Source organism: Clostridium mobile (assembly GCF_018918285.1).
Classification (GTDB): Bacteria; Bacillota; Clostridia; order Clostridiales; family Clostridiaceae; genus Clostridium_AW; species Clostridium_AW mobile.
On the sequence record NZ_JAHLQF010000004.1, the window covers coordinates 429,506 to 452,499 of the forward strand.

The following is a 22,994-nucleotide window of genomic DNA, read 5'->3' on the forward strand; positions in this document are numbered from 1 at the left end:
TTAATTAGAGTGGTACCGCGAAGCATACCTTCGTCTCTTTGGAGATGGAGGTTTTTTTATTTGAAATAAACAATATGATAAAACGAAAAGGAGCGATAAATATGGGAAACTACGGAACTCACATTGATGCTAAATGGCAAGAAAAATGGGAGGAATCTAAGCTTTATAAATTTAATAAAAACAAAAGTGGCGAAAAATTATATGTGCTTGAAATGTTCTCATATCCATCAGGTAGCAATCTTCATGCTGGTCATTGGTTCAACTATGGTCCAGTAGACTCTTGGGCAAGATTTAAACGAATGCAAGGATATAATATATTCCAACCTATGGGTTTTGATGCATTTGGACTTCCAGCAGAAAATTACGCAATAAAAACTGGAATACACCCAAAGGATTCTACTGTAAAAAATATCGAAACAATGGAAAAGCAATTAAGAGCTATGGGGGCTATGTTTAATTGGGAAAATGAAGTAATCACCTGTAATGAAGATTATTACAAATGGACTCAATGGTTGTTCTTAAAGCTATACGAAAAAGGATTAGCATATAGAAAGAACGCACCTGTTAACTGGTGCCCTAGCTGTAATACTGTTCTTGCTAATGAGCAAGTTTTAGATGGTGAATGTGAAAGATGCTCTAGTGAAGTTACTAAGAAAGATTTGACTCAATGGTTCTTTAAAATTACTGATTACTCAGAAGAATTACTACAAAAGCTTGATGAATTAGATTGGCCTGAAAAGACTAAGGCAATGCAAAAGCATTGGATAGGAAAATCTATAGGAGCTGAAGTAACCTTTAAAATGGCTGATTCAGACCTTTCCTTTGATGTGTTTACTACTAGAGCAGACACATTGTTTGGAGTTACTTATGTAGTATTAGCTCCTGAGAATCCATTAGTAGATAAAATTACAACAGAACACTATAAAAAAGACGTAGAAGCTTATAAAGAAGCAACAAAGAAACAATCTGAAATCGAAAGACAATCTATAACAAGAGAGAAAACTGGCGTATTTACAGGTGCCTACGCTATAAATCCTATAAACGGAAGAAAGGTTCCTGTTTGGGTTGCAGATTATGTATTGGCTACTTATGGTACTGGTGCTGTAATGGCTGTACCTGCTCATGATGAAAGAGACTTTGCTTTTGCAACTAAGTATGAACTTCCAATAGAAAGAGTTATTAAAGGTGGAGAAGGTCTTCCTTATGTTGATCCTGGCATTATGGTTAATAGCGGCGAATTCGATGGCATGAACTCAGAAGAAGGAAGAGACGCTATAATAGCTAAATTAGAGAGAGAGAGCCATGGAACTAAAAAAATAAATTACAGATTAAGAGACTGGTTGGTATCCAGACAAAGATATTGGGGAGCACCTATTCCAGTAGTATATTGCGATAAATGTGGAACTGTACCAGTTCCAGAAGATCAGCTTCCTGTAAAACTTCCATATGAAGTTGAATTTACACCTGACGGAAAATCACCTTTAGCTAAGTGCGAAGACTTTATAAACACTACTTGTCCGCATTGTGGCGCACCAGCGAAGAGAGAGGCTGATACTCTTGATACATTTGTCTGTTCTTCTTGGTATTATTTAAGATATGCAGACAATAAAAATGATAAGGAAGCGTTCAATACAGATATAATAAATGATATCCTTCCAGTTGATAAATATGTTGGCGGCCCAGAACATGCTTGTATGCATCTTCTTTATGCTAGATTTATCAATAAAGCTCTAAGAGATATGGGATATTTAAACTTTGATGAACCATTCTTATCTTTAACTCACCAGGGCTTAATACTTGGTCCAGATGGACTTAAGATGAGTAAGTCAAAAGGAAATACTATTTCACCTGATGACTATATTAAAGAGTTTGGATCAGATGTATTTAGAATGTATTTAATGTTTGGTTTTGATTACACTGAAGGCGGGGCTTGGAGTGACGATGGAATAAAATCCATAGGCAGGTTCATTGATAGAGTAGAAAGAATATTAGATTCCTGCAGAGACTATATTAAAGATCCTAAGAACAGCAAAGACTCTATGGATAAATTAGAAAAAGAGTTGAACTTTGTTAGACACTCTACAATTAAAGCTATTAGTGAAGATATGGATAAAATGCAATTTAATACTTGCATAGCAAGAATTATGGAATATACAAATGCGTTATCTAAATACATTAATGAAGAAAGCAAAAATCCTACTTTCTTGAAAGAATCTTTAATAGATTTTATAAAATTACTTGCACCTTTTGCACCTCACTTCAGCGAGGAACAATGGAGTCTTTTAGATATGCCATTTTCTGTATTCAACGAAAAATGGCCAATATTTAATGAAAGTGCATTAGTTAAAGATGAAGTTGAAATAGCAATTCAAATCAACGGCAAAGTTAAGGGAAGAATTAATATTCCTTCTGGACTTTCTGAAGATGAAATTAAATTAGCTGCACTAGCTTCTCCAGACACACAAAGAAATATAGCTGGAAAAGATTTAATGAAAGTAATTGTTATAAAAGGAAGACTTGTTAATATAGTTGTTAAATAAACCTTTGTTTAATGAAAAGTGAATGATGAAATTTTACGAAAGCTAAAATTTCTACTATTATAAAGACTGCTGATAAATTTGTATAAAAGCGAATTTATCAGCAGTTTTTTCTATACTTAATAATCAGATTTCAGCCAAAATTAAATATAAATTGATATTACTAAAAAACAAAAGGAATTTTGCATTGCAAAATTCCCTCGTTTATTCTTTATTCTTAACTTTTAACTCTTAACTAAAAAATACTTAGTATTTTTTACTCTGTCTTAATAGCTTCTAAAGCACTTAACTTAGTGGCTCTTTTAGCTGGATAGTATCCAGACACTATTCCTACCAAAGTTGTAAATGCTAGAGCCGCGAAAACTAGCCATATAGGAATGATGGACAACTTAGTTTCTGTCGCTGGACCTCCACCATAACCGAGCATATTTACGTTACGGCCCAGAAAATTAATTATCGAAGAGAAACCATAACTTATTCCTATACCCATGAATCCTCCTAAAAGACCAATAGTTCCAGCCTCAAAAAGGAATATTCTTTTTATATCTTTTATTTGAGCACCAATAACCTTCATAACCCCAATTTCTCTGGTTCTTTCATATATTGACATTATCATTGTATTAGTTATACCTAATGCTGCTACTAGCAAAGATACTGCTCCTATTCCTCCTAATACTCCCTGTATAGTCAGTGATACTTTATTTAAGGATTCAAGCATATCATTTAAGCTATAAGCCTCGTAGCCCATATCTTTAATTTTTTTCTGTATTTCAGCTACTCTATTAACATCCTTTACTTTAACTAATATTTGACTATATTTATTTTTGTTATTACCATTTTGTCTATTTCTATTTCCATCTAGTTTCTGTTGCTCTTTTTTTAGTTTTTCAACTTGCTTTATGTTCATATAAACATAATTGTCCTTTTGAAAATCTCCTTCTTTAAGAACTCCTACTACATTTACTTTCATAGGTTCTTTTGGAGTTTTTTCTTTTCCATTTTCATCATATAAGTTAAAATTCATAGTAAATTTATCTTTTAATGGTTTTATATTTGGTTCCTTAAAGCTACCGCCAGTTCTTTTTTCATCATAAAAATAATGCTTTATACTTCCTCCAAAAATTAAGTTAAAAGTATCATTTTTTTTAAGATATTTTCCCTCTTCAAGTTTAAAATCAAAGGCCTCCATAGTTTCAGGATCAATACCTCTTAAATTTATATGTGCTGAGTACTTTCCTGTCTTTATTTTCATGTTCAAGTCCATCATCGGAGTTACTACTTCTACTCCATCTATTTCTTCTAATTCCTTTATAGCCTTATCATCTAAATAAACCTTTTTCTTATTTAAGCTTCCGCCACCTGGTCCGCCCATACCATAGTTTTCCATAACATTAATAGTGTTTAGACTTCCTATATTGCTTATTTCCTTTTGAAAACTATCACTCATACCAAATCCTAAGGAAAGCATGGTAATTATAGAGCTTGTACCTATAATTACTCCTAGGATGGTTAGAAAAGTTCTTAACTTTCTACGCCATAGATTTTTCAACCCCATTCTAATAATGTCTAAACTATTCATCTAAGGTCATACCTTTCTTTTTCTTATTTTTCTTCCAGAAAACAAATCCTGCGCCTGCTGCAATAATTATTACTGCACCCCAAATTAATTTACCTTTCTTTCCTCCTTTATTCATTTCAGGAGGCATATTATCCATTCCTGGTTCCATTGGTGGTGCATCTACTACATTTATAGAGAAATCTTTTTTTACCTCTACTTGTTCTCCTGCGCTATCATCATAAGAAAATACTAATGTTCCTTTTAATTCACCTGCTTTAGTAGGAATAATACTTCCATCGTAACTTTCTGAATTACCTGCATTAAAGTCACCTAAGAAATAATCTCCATTTTCTTTGTTGAAATCACCTTCTAATTTTATCATTACATTAGTTAAAGTAGCCTTACCTTTATTATAGAATTGAGCCATAACTGGGATTGGTTGTCCTACATATCCTTCTGGTGGTAATTCTATATTTCCTATCTCTAATTTAGTCTGTTGAACTACAGGTACTCCTATAAGTTCTGTCGCTTCATATTTTTCTCCATTTTCATCCTCATACTCAAATTTCGCCGTCATAGTATAAGTTTTTGGCTTAGCATCAGGAACTGTAAACATTTTAAGATTTTTTTCTACTCTTCCCTTTGGTGGAATTTCATCTATATAAAATGTATTACTGCTCTCAACAGGGCTAAATACACTTCCACTTTGTTCAGTCTTTTCATCTACAGTTAAAAACATCTTTATATTTTTAACTTTTTTACTTGCATTTGTGTTGAAGAAAGATAGATTAACATCAAAGTCCTGTCCTGCTCTTACAATTTTAGGTTCAAAATTATATTTATCAATTATAAGCTTTGGTACTGATTTACTAGAATCTCCACCGTTAACAAGCATACCTATATATTGAACTATTTTATTATTTGAAGTTGCTACAGCTCCTTCTTTAGCATCCTTAACATCATTAGCATCATCAAATTCTACAGTAATGCTAATAGGATAATTTTTAGTTTTAGCTTCAGAAGTTGCAAAAAATACGTAGTTTAGTCTTACTGATTTTCCAGGTTCTAGATTTGCAACTTTTTGAATTTTAGTGGACTTAGGAACTACAGCTTCGTCAGCACTATCTAAAGTAACCTTTACATTAGATATTTTTCCTTTTCCTTCATTTTTCAAATCAAAACCTATATTTATATCTTGATTAGTAGAAACTCCATTAGTAGGATAGCTAATATTTTGAACTTTTAAATCATATAAGCCACCGCTTCCTCCTACATTAAGGTAAACTTCATGAGTCTCTTCAATAGGTTTGTTTTGTGGATCTTTATAATTCATTTTAAGTTTTAATGGATGAGTACCATTAGAAATATTGCTAGCAGCCTTTAAGTGATATTTTACATATGTATAACCTTCTCCACTTATTGCACCAAAATAATTTATATTTGAACCACTAGCAATTGTAAATGATCCACCTAATCCTTCTAAAGTGTATTTTACGTCTCTTGCTTCTACATTACCTTTATTTCTAATATAAAAATAAGCTGTAAACGTTTGTCCAGCTGTTATATTGCCAGGATCAGTTTCTATTTTATCTACTACTAATCTAGCTGGTGTATTGGTATTTCTTACTTTTACATAGATCGTCTCAGATTCAGTTTTAGAATCTCCATATGCATTAGTAAATTCATATTTTATTGTTATCGGATAATTTTTTTCTGCAGCATCTGAATTTACTCTGATTTTAAAACTAACGTCTGCTGAATTATTTCCCAAAAGAGAATCTATATTCTTGTTGAATACCAAATCTTCAAAAGTAAATGGATTATCCTCAGGCTTTCCGAATTCAGGTGTTATTAATATATTGTAAGCTGAATATCCGCTACTATTCTTTACAGTAAACTTTATTTCAGCAACTTTTCCAGCTTCTATAGTTGGAATATCTTTATTTATTATGTTTAATCTTGGCATATACCTTTCTGTTTCTCCTGCCGCAGAAACTGGAAATGAACTTCCTGAAAACATTAACATTACTGTTAATAAAAAGACAAAAAACTTTTTCATTTTTATGCTTCTCCCTTAACTTCTATATTTTTATTATTTACTATTTTTTCTATATTACCGTCTCTTATATAGACAATTCTGTCTGCATAAGAGGATATCTCTACATCATGTGTTACTATAATCAGTGTTTGATTGTGTTCTTTAGCCATACCTTTAATTAGATCCATTATTTCTAATGTGGTTCTTGTATCAAGGTTTCCCGTAGGCTCGTCCGCAAAAACTATGTTAGGATTATTCACAAAAGCCCTTGCTATACTCACCCTCTGTTGTTGCCCCCCACTCATCTGAGATGGTTTATGATAAAGCCTTTTTTCTAATCCTACCGCCTCTAGCATTTTTTTTGCCCTATTCTCCCTTTGAGCTTTACTTGCATTTCTGAATATCAAAGGTAGAGTTACATTTTCTAATGCAGAAAAAGTAGGTAATAAATTATAAGACTGAAACACAAATCCTATGTATTTCTGCCTAAACATTGCTAGATGGTCTTCGCTCATTTTTTCAATATGATTATTTTTTATAATGATTTCTCCCTTAGTTGGTTTTTCCAAGCCAGCCATCATGTTTAATAAAGTACTTTTACCAGATCCAGAAGTCCCTAAAAGACATAAAACTTCTCCAGCATATACTTTAAGGTTAATATCATCTAGAGCAATTATTTTTTCTTCTCCCATTCTGTAAACTTTTCGTACATTATTCAATTCAATTATACTTTCCAACTATATCCTCACCTCCTAGTATACCTATTCATATTTTACATTAATAATACGTAAAAATATATAGAATTTGCTAATAATAGCTAATTTTAAGGATTTTTTAAGAAATAGGTCTTATTACTATAATATAGTAATAAAAAATAAAAATCTAGAAGATTTTCATCTCTAGATTTATCTATATATTATATTTATTTATATACTATATACTATATTCATCTATATACTAGATTTATCTATATATTTCTAATGTTTTTTCTGTTGATCTTAATAAATTATTTAATTCAAATATTTCTCCTTCTTCTATTAGTTTATTTAATTGAGTTTGATATCTTAAGGATTCTGCTGATTTCCCAATAGATGATAAAGTAAGTATATTATCCATAACATCTGAAACTATATTTGATTTTATTTCAAATAACTTTTGTGCATCCTTAATCTCATCTTTTATTTCTAACATTTGTTGATCTAGTTGAAAAGCTGCATCCGCGGCACCTTTAAGCTTATGCTTTATTTCCAAAGGTATGTCATGTTTATACTTATAATTTAGTGAATGTTCAATAGTCGCCCAAAAATTCATAGCTAATGTTCTAATTTGAAACTCAGCTAATATTTCCTTTGTTCCTTCTGCCATATTTACAGGATATTTTATTATTACATGATAGCTCCTATAGCCGCTGGATTTAACATAAGTTACATAATCTTTTTCATACATAATTTGCAAATCATTTCTCTGTCTCATTATGCTAACAACTCTCTCTACATCATCTACAAATTGGCACATTACTCTAATGCCAGCTATATCTTCCATTTCATATTCTATCCTATCTAAAGGTATATTAAATTTGTTTGCCTTCTCTAGAATGCTAGACACTTCTTTCACTCTACCAGTTACAAATTCTACAGGTGAATATTCATTTTTTCTCCTACATTCTGTTCTTATACTTCTAAATTTTACTTTCAATTCTTCTACAGCTTGCTCATAGGGTATTAGGAAAGTCTTCCATTCTCTTATAGCCATAAATATCCCCCTTCTTAAGTTCCTTCATTATCATTATAATACATTAAGAAAGAATAAATAATACATTTTTCTTATTTTTTGATATAATATCTTTATATTAACAAAATAAGGATTAGAGGTTGAGTTATATGAACAACAATATTTTTTCAGGTTTAGAGAAACTTGGATTTCAGGATATAGAGGATATAAAAATATATAAGGATACAGATGATGAAGAAAAAGATGATAGAAAATCTTCAATAAACTCTCCTTTATATAATAAGTCAGTAATATGTCCTGTATGTGGATATGCCTTTAAAGCAAAGTCAGTAAAGTCATCTTACTATAGAATTGGTAAGAAAGACTCAGACTTCTTTATAAGATATCTTACTATTAATCCTTACTTCTATGATGTTTGGCTATGCAATAGCTGCGGCTATGCTGCTTTAAAAGTAGATTTTGAAAACCTTAAAGAACGTGAAATTAAGAAAATCGAAAAAGTAATTAAAGCAAGATGGAAATATAGACAATATCCTGAAAATTATGATGAAAACATAGCTATTGAAAGATATAAGTTAGCATTATTAAACTATGCTGTAATAGGTTCAAAATCAAGTAAGAAAGCATTAACTTGTCTAAAACTTGCATGGATGTACAGGCTTTTAAAAGATGAAGAAAACGAGATAACCTTCTTAAGGCAAGCTTTAGAGGGATTTAATCATGCTTTTTTCAATGAATCCTTTCCTTTTTATGGAATGAATAAATATACAGTAATGTATCTTATAGGAGAGATCCATAGAAGAATTGGAGAATATGATAATGCATTACTTTGGTATAGCCAAGTTATCACAACTCCTGGAGTCTCTCAAAAATTAAAAGAATTAGCGAGGGATGGTAAAGATTTAATAAAAGAAGAGCAAGAAGCTAATCAGTCAAATGAAGAAGAAGATAATATTACTACCGATATTAAAGAAGAATCTAAAAAAGGAATTTTTTCTAAATTCTTTAATAGATAGTACTTTATTTGATTTAAAATTAATAATTTACGGTTTAAAATGAATTACAGAACTTCTGAAAATAAGAGTGTTGAACAATTCATAGAAATGTATGGAAATAAAGAGGTTGTCCACAAGAACAACCTCTTCAATAGCTATAACCCATACACTATCAATTCTAACTTAAATAAATAGATTCACATTTGAATCTTCTGCTTCACCTAAGTAGTATCCAACCCCTCCTATTTCTACTCCATCTATCAACTCTTCTTTTTTCAATCCCATAACATCCATAGACATTTGACAAGCTACTATGTTTATTCTATTATCTATCGCAGCCTTTATAAGATCTTCCAAAGAAGTTATATTTTTATCCTTCATTACCCTTCTTATCATTTTAGATCCCATGCCCATCATATTCATATTAGAAAGCTTTAACTTTTTACTTCCCCTTGGCATCATGGCTGCAAACATTTTGTCCATGAATCCTTTTTCAACCTTTGTTTTCTCTGGTTTTCTTAATATATTTAACCCCCAGAATGTAAAGAACATGGTAACCTTCTTGCCCATTGATGCTGCGCCGTTAGCTATTATAAAAGAGGCAATTGCCTTATCTAAGTCTCCACTAAATACTACAATAGTTTTGTTGTCCTTCTTATTAGAAGTAATTGCTATATCACTATTCTTAAGTTCGTCTATATTTCCTTTTCTTATAGTAGCTACAATTATTCCCTTTTCCTTCTTTAAGTCTATTAATTCATTGTTAGTCCTTTGGCACCAAGCTTTTATATCCCCCAAAAATCCAGGATCAGAAGCTTTAGCTTTTAAAATTTCTCCATCTTCCATGAATTCTACGGTCTTACTTACCTGCATCAAAGGTCCAGGACAGCTTAATCCACAGATATCTATTTCTTTATCCACTTTATCCATAGCTTCTTTATCTCCTTTTTGTGAGTTATTAGTAATTTTTTCTTCAACTCTTTTGGGAGTAAACTTACTCATAGTATAAGTTTTGTATCCTCCATTCAGGTTTTTTACATTGAAACCATTGGCTTTTAATATCCTATAGGCTATATATCCTCTTAAACCTATTTGGCAATATACTATTATTTCTTTATGTTTATCTAATTCATTTAACTTGCTTCTTAACTCTTGTAGTGGAATATTAACAGAACCTTCTAAGTTGCCACCAAAATATTCTAACTCTGTTCTAACATCTAAAAGTATACTTCTGTTCTTGTCTCTATTATCTAACTCTCCTACTGATATCATTTCCACTATATTCTCTAACATATTTTCGGCTAAAAATCCTGCCATATTTACTGGATCTTTAGCTGAAGAATAAGGCGGTGCATAGGAAAGTTCTAGCTCCTTTAAATCATAAATTGTACCACCAAATCTAATGGCAGTTGCTATAACATCTATTCTCTTATCAACACCATCATATCCGCAGCCCTGAGCCCCTAATATTTTACCTTTATCATCGAATATTACTTTTATACACATTGGGATTGCACCAGGATAATATGACGCATGAGATTGTGGATGAATATACACTACCTTATAATCCATATTTAAATTTTTCAACACTCTTTCATTATTTCCTGTACTTGCAGCTGTTAAATCAAAGACTTTAATTATTGAAGTTCCTTGAGTTCCTTTATATTTTGAGTCTATTCCACATACATTATCAGCAGCTATCCTTCCCTGTTTATTTGCTGGACCTGCAAGAGGTATAGCAGTTTTTTTATTATTTATAAAGTCTATAACTTCTATAGCATCTCCTACTGAATATACATTAGAAACATTGGTTTCCATGTTTTCCTTTACTAAAATATGTCCTTTTGCTCCTAATTCTATGCCGCTATCTTTTATGAATTCAGTATCAGGTTTAACTCCTATAGCTAATACAACTATATGAGCATTCAATGTGTGCCCATTATTTAATGTGACTTCTATATTTTCATCATTGTCTTTAAAAGCTTTAACACCATTATTTAATATTAAAGATACACCATTATCCTCAAGCTCTTTTTCTGCATAAGTAACCATATCAGAATCAAAAGGAGCTAAAATATGTGGAGCAGCCTCTACTAAGGTTGTTGCAATTCCTTTATGGATTAAGTTTTCAGCCATCTCTACTCCAATATATCCTCCACCTATGACCACTGCACTTTTAACCTTTTCATTATCTACATAAGACTTTATTTTATCCATGTCAGGTATGTTTCTTAAAGTAAATATTTTCTTACTCTCAATCCCTTTAATAGCTGGCCTTATTGGCTTTGCTCCAGGAGATAGAATTAAATAATCATATGTTTCTTCATATATTCCTCTCTCCTTACTATTTACCTTCACATTTTTATTCTTAGTATCTATTCCTATTACTTCACTTTTTACCCTTATGTCAATATTAAACTTCTTTCCCATCTCCTCTGGTGTTTGTAATATAAGATTTTCTCTTTCCTTTATGGTTTCTCCTATATGATATGGCAATCCGCAATTAGCAAAAGATATATATTCTCCCTTTTCAAACATTATAATCTCTATAGATTCATTTAACCTTCTAAGCCTTGCCGCTGCAGAAGCACCTCCTGCTACTCCACCTACTATTAAAACTTTTTTATTCATATTTTTCCCTCCATAAAACTCTATTCTTCAAATAGGGATTGAATTAATTTTATTGTTACATCATTACAAATACTATAATTTATCTCTAGTCCATTTCTTTCACCCTTTATAATTCCAGCAGTTCTTAGTTTCTGTAAGTGCTGTGATATTGTAGATTGAGGCATATCAAGACAATTTTGCATATGTGTTACATTACACTCTCCCTTTTCTATTAAGCCTTTAACTATACATAATCTAACAGGGTGGGCTAACACCTTTAATAATTCTGCTCTCTCATTAAAATCTTTTATATTATAGTTATCCATGTTTAAATTACCTCCATCATTATATTTATATATTACGATTTTTGAATATAGTTGTCAATAAATTATCCTACAAAAATTATAATATTTTTGTAGGCATAAAATCTAAATAATCACAAGAAGTTAAAATATATTCTATTCCTCCTAATTTCCCCTGAAAAACCTTCTCTTTTGGAATACCATGCAAATGCCCATAAATTACCTTTTCTACATTGTACTCTTTAAGTATATCAATGAACCCTGATTCTTCTCTTCTGTCATAGGTTGGAGGATAATGAAGCATAACAATAAATTTATTAAATCCCTCTTTTACTGCTGACTCTAAAGAAAGTCTTAATCTTATTAATTCTCTCTTGTATATCTTTTCATCATGTTCTGTAAATTTTTCTCCACCTGGGCATATCCATCCTCTTGTTCCACATATAGCGTATTCGCCATAGGAAAAATGATTGTTTTGAATGAAATTCATATCGTCATATAGATTATTTAATTTGCTTATGCTATTCCACCAATAATCATGATTTCCTTTCACAAATATTTTCTTCCCTGGAAGTTTGTGAATCCATTCTAAATCCATAATACTTTCATCTATTTTCATAGACCAAGATATATCTCCCGCTACAAGCACAGTATCTTCATTACTTATTGTATTAATCCAATTATATTTTATTTTTTCTTCATGTTTAAACCATTTTTCTCCAAATACATCCATAGGCTTTTCAGTAGTAAAAGCCAAATGAAAATCTGAAATCGCATAAATTGCCATATAGTCACCCTCTGTCTATCATTTCATCTATATCAACTACGTATGCTATTACTTTAGCTATAGCATCATATAATTCGAATGGTATTGAATCCCCTACATCCACACTAGTAAGCAAATTTGCCAACTCTTGATCATACACTACTGGTATATTTTTTTCTTCAGCTTTTTCAATTATCTTATCTGCAATATATCCCATACCTGTAGCTGTAACTATTGGAGCGCTGTATCCATTTTCATATTTTAAAGCTGCTGCCTTTTTCTTTTTCATAAATAATCCCCCTAAAATTAAAGAGAATCATACCTTAACATTAATGCTTCCTAAATTATTATCAACAAAAAATTCTCTACAATTTACAATATTAAAATCTTCCTTTTTCTCTTCTACTTTGATGAGTACATTATACCCCATTTGTGCTAAGTCATTCAACATTTTATCCTTTCCATTGTCTATTACTTTCGTCCACTGGGGATAACACTTAATATCTACATTCATATTGCTATTATTTACACATATAAAAGCATCCACAGTTCCCATATTTACAGTTTTTATAGATGTAGCAATCTTTACATTTTTACTATCTATTTTTTTCCCTTTTTTTCTTTCATCTTTGATTATTAATTTACAATCATAGTTTTCTTTATTTAATTTTAAAGGTATATCCATATAGTAATATTCATTAGACATGGTATTATATACTTTAAAATTATTTACATTCTCTTTTATCCAATCTATGACTTTATCGTAAGCTTCTACCCTGACTTTGCTCTTTACATCTAAAATAGATTTTAATGTTTCTTTCATTTCTTCTAGCTTAGAGTTTATCTCATTCTTTACTTCCTTCCAAAGCTCCTCTTTAGGTTTATTTTTAATAACAGTTTTATCTAGACTGATAATTTCTTTTTCTTTTAATGTGATATTGTCATTTTCTTTATTTGCCACGGTTACGCTACTATTTTTATCTATCTTATTATCATTTAAATTTTTTTCTCTATTTATATCTTTGTTTATATCTCTATTTATATCTTTTCCAATAGATTTATCTTTAACAGCTTCTGAGTCACTACTTTTTTTAGTTTCACTTTCTTCTAAAATTACTTCCTTACTTTTAATTTCACTATTTTTCACTTCAGCGTCATTTTTCATTTCAGTTCCATTTTTCATTTCACTATCTAAATACTTTTCTATATCGCTTATAGCTTTATATATAGCTTTCTCTCCCTTAAAAACATTCTTAAACCCCTCCACATTATCTTCTGTCAGGTCTATGTTGTTTTCAAATAGAGTTAGCATATCATCTTCATTTAAAGTTTTTAATTCATTAAAAACTTCCTTTAATATATTTGTAACCTTCTCACCTTTTATTGAATTTTTTTCAATTCCTCTGCTTTCTAAATACTTATTTATAAAAGCTTCTTCTTCCTCTGGATTCTCCAATATCTTATTTCTAAAATCAACTACAGTTTTTAATTTTGATATATTTTCTTTAGTAAGAGGTATATTATGTTTAGTCATCTTTTCTAGAAGAGGGTATTCTTCTTTTTCTATAACAATATTATGCTTTAACAAAATATCATCTAAAGAATCTTTATTAGAATTCTCTTCATCTTTCTTAGGATTAACTATAACTAACTTTATCTTTCCATCTTCATATCCTTCAACTTTAAATTTTAAGAGCCCAGTAGGAGGAAATTCTAAAGGTATGTTTAATTTAGCTGGAAACTGCCATCCGTCTAATAACCTAAGCATCACTTCATTTTTTAATTCATCTACACTTACTATTCTACCAACTAACATCTCTCCTATTTGAAATGATATTTTATCTTTAATTTTACTTGAATTTAAATCATATACTCCATTAACATTCCAAATGCCTGCCATAATTCTCTCCCCCCTTAAATTTTTAGTTTAATTATTATGTATTTTACAAATTGCTAAATAAGATTCAATTATTATAATTATCGTGTAAACTCTTCAGAGAGTGAAGAGTTTAAAATGAAAAGTTAAAAGTATACTTATGAATTCTCAGAAAATTTATTTAATTATATTAAAAAAGTTTGCAATTAAAAATGCAAACTCTTTAATAACTCTTAAATATTATTTTTCTACCTTTAAATCTAAAATCTAGTTTTTAGCAAGCTCATTTTCTGCATTTTCCTTATGGAGCATTGGAGACACACTCTTATACATACCTAATGTTATTATTGATACAAATACTCCTTTTATAAGGTTAAAAGGCACTATTGTCCAAAGTATAAATGTCCATAAATCTGTCACCATTGGATTCACTTTTGATGCTAATTCAACAGAAGCTTGTATTGGCACATTAAGAACCTTTTCATATAAAGGCAATAGTACGTAGTAATTAACCATTGCTGCAGCTATGGACATAGCTATTGAACCTATTGCCAATGCCAAAATAGCTGATTTTTTTGTTTTATTACCTCTGTATATAATTCCTGATGTTCCAACAATTACAGCTCCTACTAAAAAATTAGCTACTTCACCAATAAAAGCTGTCTTAGTGGCAAATACTCCATGTAATATGTTTTTAATTAATTCAATAATAATTCCTTCTAAAGGACCAAAAGCAAAGGCTCCTATCAAAGCTGGTATATCACTAACATCTATTTTAAGAAACTCTGGGAAAAATGGTATCGGCAATTCAATGTACATTATTAAAAAAGCTATAACACTCAATAATGTAATTTTTATTGATTTGTTTAATTTTTTATTTCTCATTTTATTTTCCTCCTACATTATATATTTTAACAAAAAATAAAACCCTGACAAAAAATTGTCAGGGCGCAATTAATAACATAATTACATCAATACCTTCTTTCATCCAGACTATACTGTCGGCTTCGGAATCTAACCGAATCATGCCTCTCGGCTCGCGGGCTATACCGCCGGTGGGGACTTACACCCCGCCCTGAAGATAAACTTATTATCTTTTCACTATCATTATAAAACAGTGTTGTTAAAATTTCAACATAATTTTAATAAAATATTATATTTCCTTCATAGTTAAAGCTATTCTTTTCCTTTTTAAGTCTACTTCTAATATCTTAACTTCTACGATATCTCCAACCTTTACTACATCTAAAGGATGTTTAACAAATCTATCTGCTAGTTGACTTATATGAACTAATCCATCTTGATGTACTCCAATATCTACAAAAGCTCCAAAATCAGCTACATTTCTAACTGTACCTGTTAATATCATTCCTGGTTGCAATTGAGCTATATCTATTACTCCTGTTTTAAAAATTGGCTTTGGCAATTCCTCTCTAGGGTCTCTGCCTGGTTTTTTAAGTTCCTTTATTATATCTTGTAGTGTAGGAATTCCTATATCTAACTCTTCACTTAATTTATCTATACCTATTCCCTGTACTCTCTCCTCAACATCTTTTAAGCTTTTATTTTTTAAATCTTCAATACTGTATCCTAGAGTACTTAAAAGTTTTTTTGCAGCATTATAGGATTCAGGATGCACTGATGTATTATCTAAGGGTTCATTGCTTTCCATAACTCTTAAGAACCCTGCACACTGCTCAAAAGCCTTTTCTCCTAATCTTTTAACCTTTAAAAGTTCTTTTCTATTACTAAACTTACCCTTTTCTTCTCGATATGTTACAATGTTTTGAGCTATAGCAGAATTTATTCCTGAAATATAAGACAGTAATGCAGGAGTGGCTATATTTAAATCTACTCCTACTGTATTTACACAATCTTCTACTACACCTTTTAAAGACTCATCTAATTTTTTAGGCGTTACATCATGTTGATATTGTCCGACTCCTATGGACTTAGGGTCTATTTTTACTAACTCTGATAATGGATCTTGTAATCTTCGACCTATTGATATAGCGCCTCTAATTGATACATCAATATCTGGATATTCCTTAACAGCTAATTCAGAAGCAGAGTAAACTGATGCTCCAGCCTCTGATACTATAACATAGAATAAATCCTTGCCATTTTCCTCTTTTACTTCTCTTATAAGCCTTTCAACAACTTCCTCTGATTCCCTGCTTGCAGTACCATTTCCTAATGATATTACATCTATATTATGTTTATATACTAATTCTTTTAAAACTTTTATGGCTCCATCAACATCTCTCTGGGGCACCGTTGGATAGATGGTAGCTATACTCATTAATTTTCCTGTATCATCTAGTACTGCTATCTTACATCCTGTTCTAAATCCAGGGTCATATCCTAAAACTACTTTTCCTTTTATAGGGGCTTGCATAAGAAGAGCATTTAAATTAGCTTTAAATATATCTATAGCTCCTTCTTCCGCCCTATCTGTAAGTTCCCCTTTTATTTCTCTTTCTATGGAAGGGTAAATCAACCTCTTTAAAGAGTCCGCTATACTCTTTTCTAAATATGTATCAGTAATTTCATTGTTTTTTAATATTTTAACTTTTAGATAATCAATAATTTTATCCATATCAACAATTATCTTTACTGAAAGTATCTTTTCCTTTTCTCCTCTGTTTATAGCTAATATCCTATGAGAAGGTATTGATTTTACAGCTTCTGTATATTTATAATACATTTCATATGGAGTAGGCTCACTGCTCTCACCCTTTGTTTCTATTACTCCTTCTTTATTAACATACATTCTGATCCATTTTCTATATTCAGCATCATCAGATATTATTTCACTAATTATATCCATAGCTCCCCCTAGAGCTTCTTCATAAGAATTTACTCCTTTTTCTTCGTTTATGTATTGGGAAGCCTCCTCATTTATATTTCCTTTAAAATTTCCACTAATTATTATTTGCGCTAAAGGTTCCAATCCTTTTTCAGCTGCAATCGTAGCTCTTGTTCTCTTTTTAGGTTTATAAGGTCTATATAAGTCCTCCACTTCTGTTATGGTTTCGCTAGTTAATATTTTTCTTTTTAACTCTTCTGTAAGCTTTCCTTGCTCTTCTATTATCCTAACTACATCTTCTTTTCTACTTTCAAGATTCCTTAAATAAGATAATCTCTCACTTAATTCTCTTAAAGTTACGTCTGTAAGCCCTCCCGTAGCTTCCTTTCTATATCTAGCGATAAAAGGAATTGTATTTCCTTGATCCAACAATTCTATAACGCTATTTACCTTATTTAAACTTATATTTAACTCTTTAGATAATTGTTCTATAATGCTTTTCATATTTACCTCCATTAAAATTAATTCAAATTTATTTTACAACAGTTATATATTTTTTTCCAATATAATATATTTTATAAGACACTATTTTTTATAAGGAGTTATTTATGTCTAAGAAATTATCTAGATTTTTATCTACTCTATTTTTAATTATTTTCTTTTTCTCATTTGGAGTATCTATGAGAATAGAAAATTTTGATACTAATAATGTTAAAAATGATATACAATACCTTTCATCGAAGGAGCTAAAAGGAAGATTAGCAGGCACTGTAGAAAATATACAGGTTGCAAACTTTATAAAAGAAAAATTTGAGAACAATAATTTACTCCCGTTTAATAACAGTTATTATCATAATTTTACTACTTATTATCCCCAAAAACTAAATGATACTCCTTATTTGAGGGTATTAGATGAAAATAATCAAGTAATTAAAGAGTTTGAGTATTATAAAGATTATAAAGAGGATATGATAAACTTCAAAGTAAATGATATTATTTTTGATAAAAATAACAATGTGTCTTTAAATAAAGAGTTCATTGCTGTTGGTAGTGATAAAGGTACTGTGCTTTTATATGTAGCTGAAAATGACAATATGGAATTTAGAAGTTCATTCTTACCTGAGTCCTCAATGGATCTTTACTTAATGATAACAAGTAACACTAAAAATCAAATTGAAAATTACTTAAAAGACGGCTATAAAATCCATTGCTACATTCCTTATGAAATAAATAAAACCACCGTAAGTAATGTAGTAGGATTAATACCTGGTAAAGACCAGAGTTCTTCACCTATAGTAATATCTGCCCATTTTGACCACCTAGGAACGGATTTAAATAACACCTTATACGCCGGTGCCCTTGACAATGCCTCTGGTATTGCTTTCATCATGGAAATGAGTAGGTATATATCTTCTCTAGGACAACCAGAGAAAAATATCTTATTTATAGGTTTTAATGCAGAAGAGTTTGGATGTTTGGGTGCTAGAGAATTTGTTAAAGACTATGGCGATTTATTAAAGGATAGCAAAGTATTTAATTTTGATATGATTGGGACTAATAATCCTGCACCATTATGCATAATGGGCGGAGAAAAAGATTCCGTAAACTCTCCACTTGTTAAATCTGCTGCCTCGGCATGTATAAAAGAGAACATACATTTTAATTATTTATTTCAAGATTCTAGTGACCATGAAGCCTTTAGAAATGCAAATATAGAAGCAATAACTTTTATTGACAATGATTTAAGTAGAATTCATACTCCAAACGATAAACCTGAATTTATAAGTGATAAATCCATCAATAGATGCTTTAAAGTCGCATCTAAAGAACTGATTAAACATGCTTTTGCCAATAATCCTCTTATAATATATAATAAAATTATAACATTAATTTCATTAACATTTTCAATAATCCTATTTAGTTTAGAAAGAATAAAGTGGTCAAAAAATCCCCATATATAATGGGGATTTTCCTTTATATTCCCTTTAAATATTCATTTATGAATAAGTCTATATCTCCATCCATAACTGCTGTTAAATTACTGGTTTCAGCTCCAGTTCTATGGTCTTTAACTAAGTTATACGGGTGAAATACATAAGAACGTATTTGACTTCCCCATCCCATATCTTTAAGCTCTCCAGTTAAATCTTCTATTTTTTCCTTATGAGCTTCTTCTTTTAGTTGAACTAATTTTGCTTTAAGCATTTTTAAGGCAGAGTCCCTGTTTGTATGCTGACTTCTTTCATTTTGACATTGAACAACTATGCCTGTAGGTATGTGAGTTATTCTAACAGCAGATTCTGTTTTATTAACATGCTGTCCTCCTGCTCCTCCTGCCCTATAGGTATCTACTTTTAAATCTTCAGGTCTTATTTCTATATCTTGACCTTCAGTAAGTTCTGGCAATACTTCTAGTGAAGAAAATGATGTTTGTCTTTTCCCATTAGCATTAAATGGTGAAATTCTTACAAGTCTATGAATACCTTTCTCTGCTTTTAGATATCCATATGCAAAATCTCCACTAATTTTTAAAGTAACACTTTTTATCCCTGCTTCATCTCCTGGAAGTAAGTCTAAGGTTTCTACTTTATACCCTTTCTTATCAGACCATCTAGTATACATTCTTAAAAGCATTTCAGTCCAATCCTGAGCATCTGTACCTCCAACTCCCGAGTGAAGAGTTATTATAGCATTATTTCTATCATATTCACCACTTAAGAGAATTTCAATTCTAAAAGTTTCTATGCTAGATCCCAATTCTTCTACTTCATTTAACAGTTCTTTTAGAGAAGAAGAGTCCTCTTCCTCTCTAATTAAATCACAAAGAATCCTTGCATCTTCTACTCTGTACTGAAAATCCTTAAATCTTTCATACCTTGCTTTAAGAAACTTTTCTTCTTGAGTAATTTCTTGAGCTCTTTTCAAATCACTCCAGAAGTCTGCTTCTCCCATTATATTTTGTAATTCATCCATTCTTAACTTAATTTTATCTAAGTCAAAGTGAATCCCCTATTTCATTAAGGTTTGACTCAAAAGAATTTAATTCATCTATTGTTGAATCTAATTCCAAAAACATCCGCACTCAACTCCTATTAAGCTTCTCTTCCACAACAATTTTTATATTTTCTTCCACTACCACAAGTGCATGGTTCATTTCTACCGATTTTATTTTCTTTTCTTATAGGTTCTCTTTTAACTGAATCATCTCCACCTTGATTAGTAGCTGTTTCTTTAGCTACTCTTTCTCTTTCTGGAGCAGCTTGTATTTGAACCCTGAAAAGATATTTTATTGTGTCTATTTTTATGTTATAAATCATTTCATCGAACATCTGGCTTCCTTCAAACTGATAAGCCTGAACAGGATCTTGTTGCTTATATGCTCTAAGACCTATACCTTGTTTTAGATGATCCATATTATCTATGTGATCCATCCATTTTGTATCAACAACTCTTAGAAGTATAACTCTTTCGATTTCTCTCATTTGCTCAATACCAAAATCTTCTTCTTTATCCATATACATATTCTGAGCTATAGTAAGCAACTTTTCTTTTATTTCCGCATTTGTTAATCCAGATAGTTGTTCTACTTTTACATAATCCTTTGGAAGGTACATATCTTCTAGATAATTTATTAAGTTTGTCAATTCATTTTCAAACTCTTCTTGTACTCCAGAAATATGTGAATCTACAACAGAGTATACTGAATCTCTTATCATATCTTGAACTTGTTCTTTTAAATCTTCTCCTTCAAGAACTTGAGATCTTTGTTTGTAGATTATCTCTCTTTGCTGATTTATTACATCATCATACTGTATTAATGTCTTTCTGATATCGAAGTTATTACCTTCAACTTTCTTTTGAGCATTTTCTATGGCACTACTAACCATCTTACTTTCTATGGCTTCATCATCACCAAGGCCTAATTTTTCAACTACTCCCTGTAATTTATCAGAACCGAATATTCTCATCAAATCATCTTCTAGTGAAACGTAAAATCTTGATTCCCCTGGGTCCCCTTGACGTCCTGAACGTCCTCTTAACTGGTTATCAATTCTTCTTGATTCATGTCTTTCAGTACCTATGATCTTAAGACCGCCTACTTCTACTACACCATCACCTAGTTTAATGTCAGTACCACGCCCTGCCATATTAGTAGCTATAGTTACTGCTCCATATTCACCAGCACGAGAAACTATTTCTGCTTCTTTTTCATGATATTTAGCATTTAGCACCTGATGCTTAACTCCCTTTTTCTTTAGCATGTCAGATATTAATTCTGATTTTTCAATGCTTACAGTACCTACAAGAACTGGTTGACCTTTTTTATTAGTCTCTGCTATCTCTTCTACTATAGCTTTGTATTTACCTTTAGCTGTCTTGTAAACTAAGTCTGGCTGGTCTTTTCTTACAACTGGCTTGTGAGTCGGTACTAAAATTACGTCTAAACCGTATATTTCTCTAAATTCATTTTCTTCTGTTAGTGCTGTACCTGTCATACCTGACAATTTATTAAACATTCTAAAGTAATTTTGGTAAGTTATTGTTGCTAATGTTTTAGATTCTCTTTCTACCTTAACTCCTTCTTTAGCTTCTATGGCTTGGTGAAGTCCGTCGCTATATCTTCTTCCATCCATAACTCTACCTGTAAACTCATCTACTATCATTATTTCGCCATCTCTTACGATGTAGTCTTTATCTACTTTCATCATATAGTTAGCTTTTAACGCTTGAACTACGTGATGCTGCACTTCCATATTCTCTGAATCTGCATAGTTTTCTAATTTAAAAAATTCTTCTGCTTTAACTACTCCATCATCTGTTAATAAAACTGCATTGGCTTTTTCATCCACCGTGAAATCTTTATCCTTCATAAGAGATTTAGCAAAATAGTCTGCTACTCTATAAAACTCTGTAGACTTTTCTCCTTGGCCAGATATTATAAGAGGAGTTCTAGCTTCATCTATCAATATGGAGTCAACTTCGTCTACTATAGCAAAATTTAAACCCCTTTGAACTTTTTCTTCCTTATATATTACCATGTTGTCTCTTAAGTAATCGAAACCAAACTCACTATTTGTACCATAGGTTATATCACAATTATAAGCTTCCTGCCTTTCTCCTTGCTCTAATTCATGAAGAATAACGCCTACCTTTAATCCTAAAAATTCATGAATAGGGCCCATAAGCTCACTATCTCTTTTAGCCAAGTAGTCGTTAACTGTAACTATATGTACTCCATTACCTGAAAGTCCATTTAAATAGGACGGCAAAGTAGCAACTAATGTCTTACCTTCACCAGTCTTCATTTCTGCAATTCTTCCCTGGTGAAGAACTATACCTCCCATTAGCTGCTCCCTGTAATGTTTTAATCCTATAACTCTCCATGAAGCTTCTCTAACTACTGCAAAAGCTTCTATTAAAATATCATCTAAAGTTTCTCCCTTAGCTAATCTATCTTTAAACTCATCTGTCTTTGCTCTTAATTCTTCATCAGTAAGCCCTTGCATCTTTGAGTCTAAAGCATCTATTTTATCTACCATAGGGATTATTCTCTTTAATTCTCTATCACTATATGTGCCGAATAGTTTCTCAAATAACCTCATCTTTTTCATCCTCACTATTTCAAATTTCTAATTATCCTTATCTTTATAGATTATACCATCTAATTTATATGCGTTCAACTTAATATAGAGCTAATACACAAATTGTTAAATATTATTTTACAATAGTAACTTTTTCCTATTATAATAAAACTATAATGATTTGGGAGTG

Annotated in this window: 16 protein-coding genes, 1 riboswitch and 1 other annotated feature (1 of these 18 cut by a window edge); of the genes, 3 read left to right on the forward strand and 13 right to left on the reverse strand. The window is 30.9% G+C overall.

What is annotated here, in order from left to right; genetic code table 11:
• Positions 1-41, forward strand: a binding site (T-box leader); it begins 166 nt to the left of the window's first position.
• Between the two features lie 60 nt (positions 42-101).
• Positions 102-2,540: a leucine--tRNA ligase gene (gene leuS, locus KQI86_RS17300; RefSeq protein WP_216440668.1), complete on the forward strand. Its 2,439-nt coding sequence runs from the start codon at positions 102-104 to the stop codon at positions 2,538-2,540.
• Between the two features lie 253 nt (positions 2,541-2,793).
• On the opposite strand, the gene KQI86_RS17305 is transcribed toward leuS, so the two are convergent.
• The 4 genes from KQI86_RS17305 to yjbM all read right to left on the reverse strand — a co-directional run bounded on the left by KQI86_RS17305 (position 2,794) and on the right by yjbM (position 7,885).
• The gene (locus tag KQI86_RS17305; RefSeq protein ID WP_216440669.1) at positions 2,794-4,116 is read right to left on the reverse strand and encodes an ABC transporter permease; all 1,323 of its coding nucleotides are present in this window, start codon (positions 4,114-4,116) and stop codon (positions 2,794-2,796) included.
• Positions 4,109-6,154, reverse strand: a complete 2,046-nt coding sequence (locus tag KQI86_RS17310; protein ID WP_216440670.1) for a COG1361 S-layer family protein — start codon at positions 6,152-6,154, stop codon at positions 4,109-4,111. The genes KQI86_RS17305 and KQI86_RS17310 overlap by 8 nt, the downstream gene beginning before the upstream one ends.
• Before the next feature lie 2 nt (positions 6,155-6,156).
• A complete protein-coding gene (locus KQI86_RS17315) occupies positions 6,157-6,870 on the reverse strand; it encodes an ABC transporter ATP-binding protein (RefSeq protein WP_246582870.1) in 714 nt (237 codons plus the stop codon).
• A gap of 226 nt (positions 6,871-7,096) precedes the next feature.
• Positions 7,097-7,885 (reverse strand): GTP diphosphokinase, encoded by a 789-nt coding sequence (gene yjbM / locus KQI86_RS17320; protein ID WP_216440671.1) that lies wholly within the window; start codon positions 7,883-7,885, stop codon positions 7,097-7,099.
• Positions 7,886-8,013: 128 nt separating this feature from the next.
• On the opposite strand from yjbM, the gene KQI86_RS17325 reads away from it, so the two are divergent.
• Positions 8,014-8,880 (forward strand): DUF2225 domain-containing protein, encoded by an 867-nt coding sequence (locus KQI86_RS17325; protein WP_216440672.1) that lies wholly within the window; start codon positions 8,014-8,016, stop codon positions 8,878-8,880.
• 162 nt (positions 8,881-9,042) lie between these two features.
• On the opposite strand, the gene KQI86_RS17330 is transcribed toward KQI86_RS17325, so the two are convergent.
• The 7 genes from KQI86_RS17330 to KQI86_RS17360 all read right to left on the reverse strand — a co-directional run bounded on the left by KQI86_RS17330 (position 9,043) and on the right by KQI86_RS17360 (position 17,726).
• Complete coding sequence (locus tag KQI86_RS17330; RefSeq protein WP_216440673.1) at positions 9,043-11,490, reverse strand: CoA-disulfide reductase; 2,448 nt, start codon at positions 11,488-11,490, stop codon at positions 9,043-9,045.
• A 20-nt stretch (positions 11,491-11,510) separates the two neighbouring features.
• Positions 11,511-11,795, reverse strand: a complete 285-nt coding sequence (locus tag KQI86_RS17335; RefSeq protein WP_216440674.1) for an ArsR/SmtB family transcription factor — start codon at positions 11,793-11,795, stop codon at positions 11,511-11,513.
• A gap of 76 nt (positions 11,796-11,871) precedes the next feature.
• A complete protein-coding gene (locus KQI86_RS17340) occupies positions 11,872-12,558 on the reverse strand; it encodes a metallophosphoesterase (RefSeq protein WP_216440675.1) in 687 nt (228 codons plus the stop codon).
• A gap of 4 nt (positions 12,559-12,562) precedes the next feature.
• Complete coding sequence (locus tag KQI86_RS17345) at positions 12,563-12,826, reverse strand: EscU/YscU/HrcU family type III secretion system export apparatus switch protein (protein WP_216440676.1); 264 nt, start codon at positions 12,824-12,826, stop codon at positions 12,563-12,565.
• A 27-nt stretch (positions 12,827-12,853) separates the two neighbouring features.
• Positions 12,854-14,437 (reverse strand): hypothetical protein, encoded by a 1,584-nt coding sequence (locus KQI86_RS17350; RefSeq protein WP_216440677.1) that lies wholly within the window; start codon positions 14,435-14,437, stop codon positions 12,854-12,856.
• A 243-nt stretch (positions 14,438-14,680) separates the two neighbouring features.
• Complete coding sequence (locus tag KQI86_RS17355; RefSeq protein WP_216440678.1) at positions 14,681-15,298, reverse strand: ECF transporter S component; 618 nt, start codon at positions 15,296-15,298, stop codon at positions 14,681-14,683.
• Between the two features lie 87 nt (positions 15,299-15,385).
• Positions 15,386-15,500, reverse strand: a riboswitch (FMN riboswitch).
• Positions 15,501-15,566: 66 nt separating this feature from the next.
• Entirely contained in the window at positions 15,567-17,726 is a 2,160-nt protein-coding gene (locus KQI86_RS17360) for a Tex family protein (protein WP_216440679.1), read from the reverse strand.
• A 104-nt stretch (positions 17,727-17,830) separates the two neighbouring features.
• Between KQI86_RS17360 and KQI86_RS17365 the strand changes: the two genes are divergently transcribed.
• Positions 17,831-19,183 (forward strand): M28 family metallopeptidase, encoded by a 1,353-nt coding sequence (locus tag KQI86_RS17365; protein ID WP_216440680.1) that lies wholly within the window; start codon positions 17,831-17,833, stop codon positions 19,181-19,183.
• Between the two features lie 13 nt (positions 19,184-19,196).
• On the opposite strand, the gene prfB is transcribed toward KQI86_RS17365, so the two are convergent.
• Positions 19,197-20,298 (reverse strand): peptide chain release factor 2 gene (prfB, locus tag KQI86_RS17370; protein ID WP_246582871.1). Its coding sequence is split into 2 segments (ribosomal slippage): positions 19,197-20,219 and positions 20,221-20,298, totalling 1,101 coding nucleotides; the frame shifts between segments, so codons are not numbered across the junction.
• 16 nt (positions 20,299-20,314) lie between these two features.
• A complete protein-coding gene (gene secA, locus KQI86_RS17375; RefSeq protein WP_216440849.1) occupies positions 20,315-22,825 on the reverse strand; it encodes a preprotein translocase subunit SecA in 2,511 nt (836 codons plus the stop codon).
• Positions 22,826-22,994: the final 169 nt, after the last annotated feature.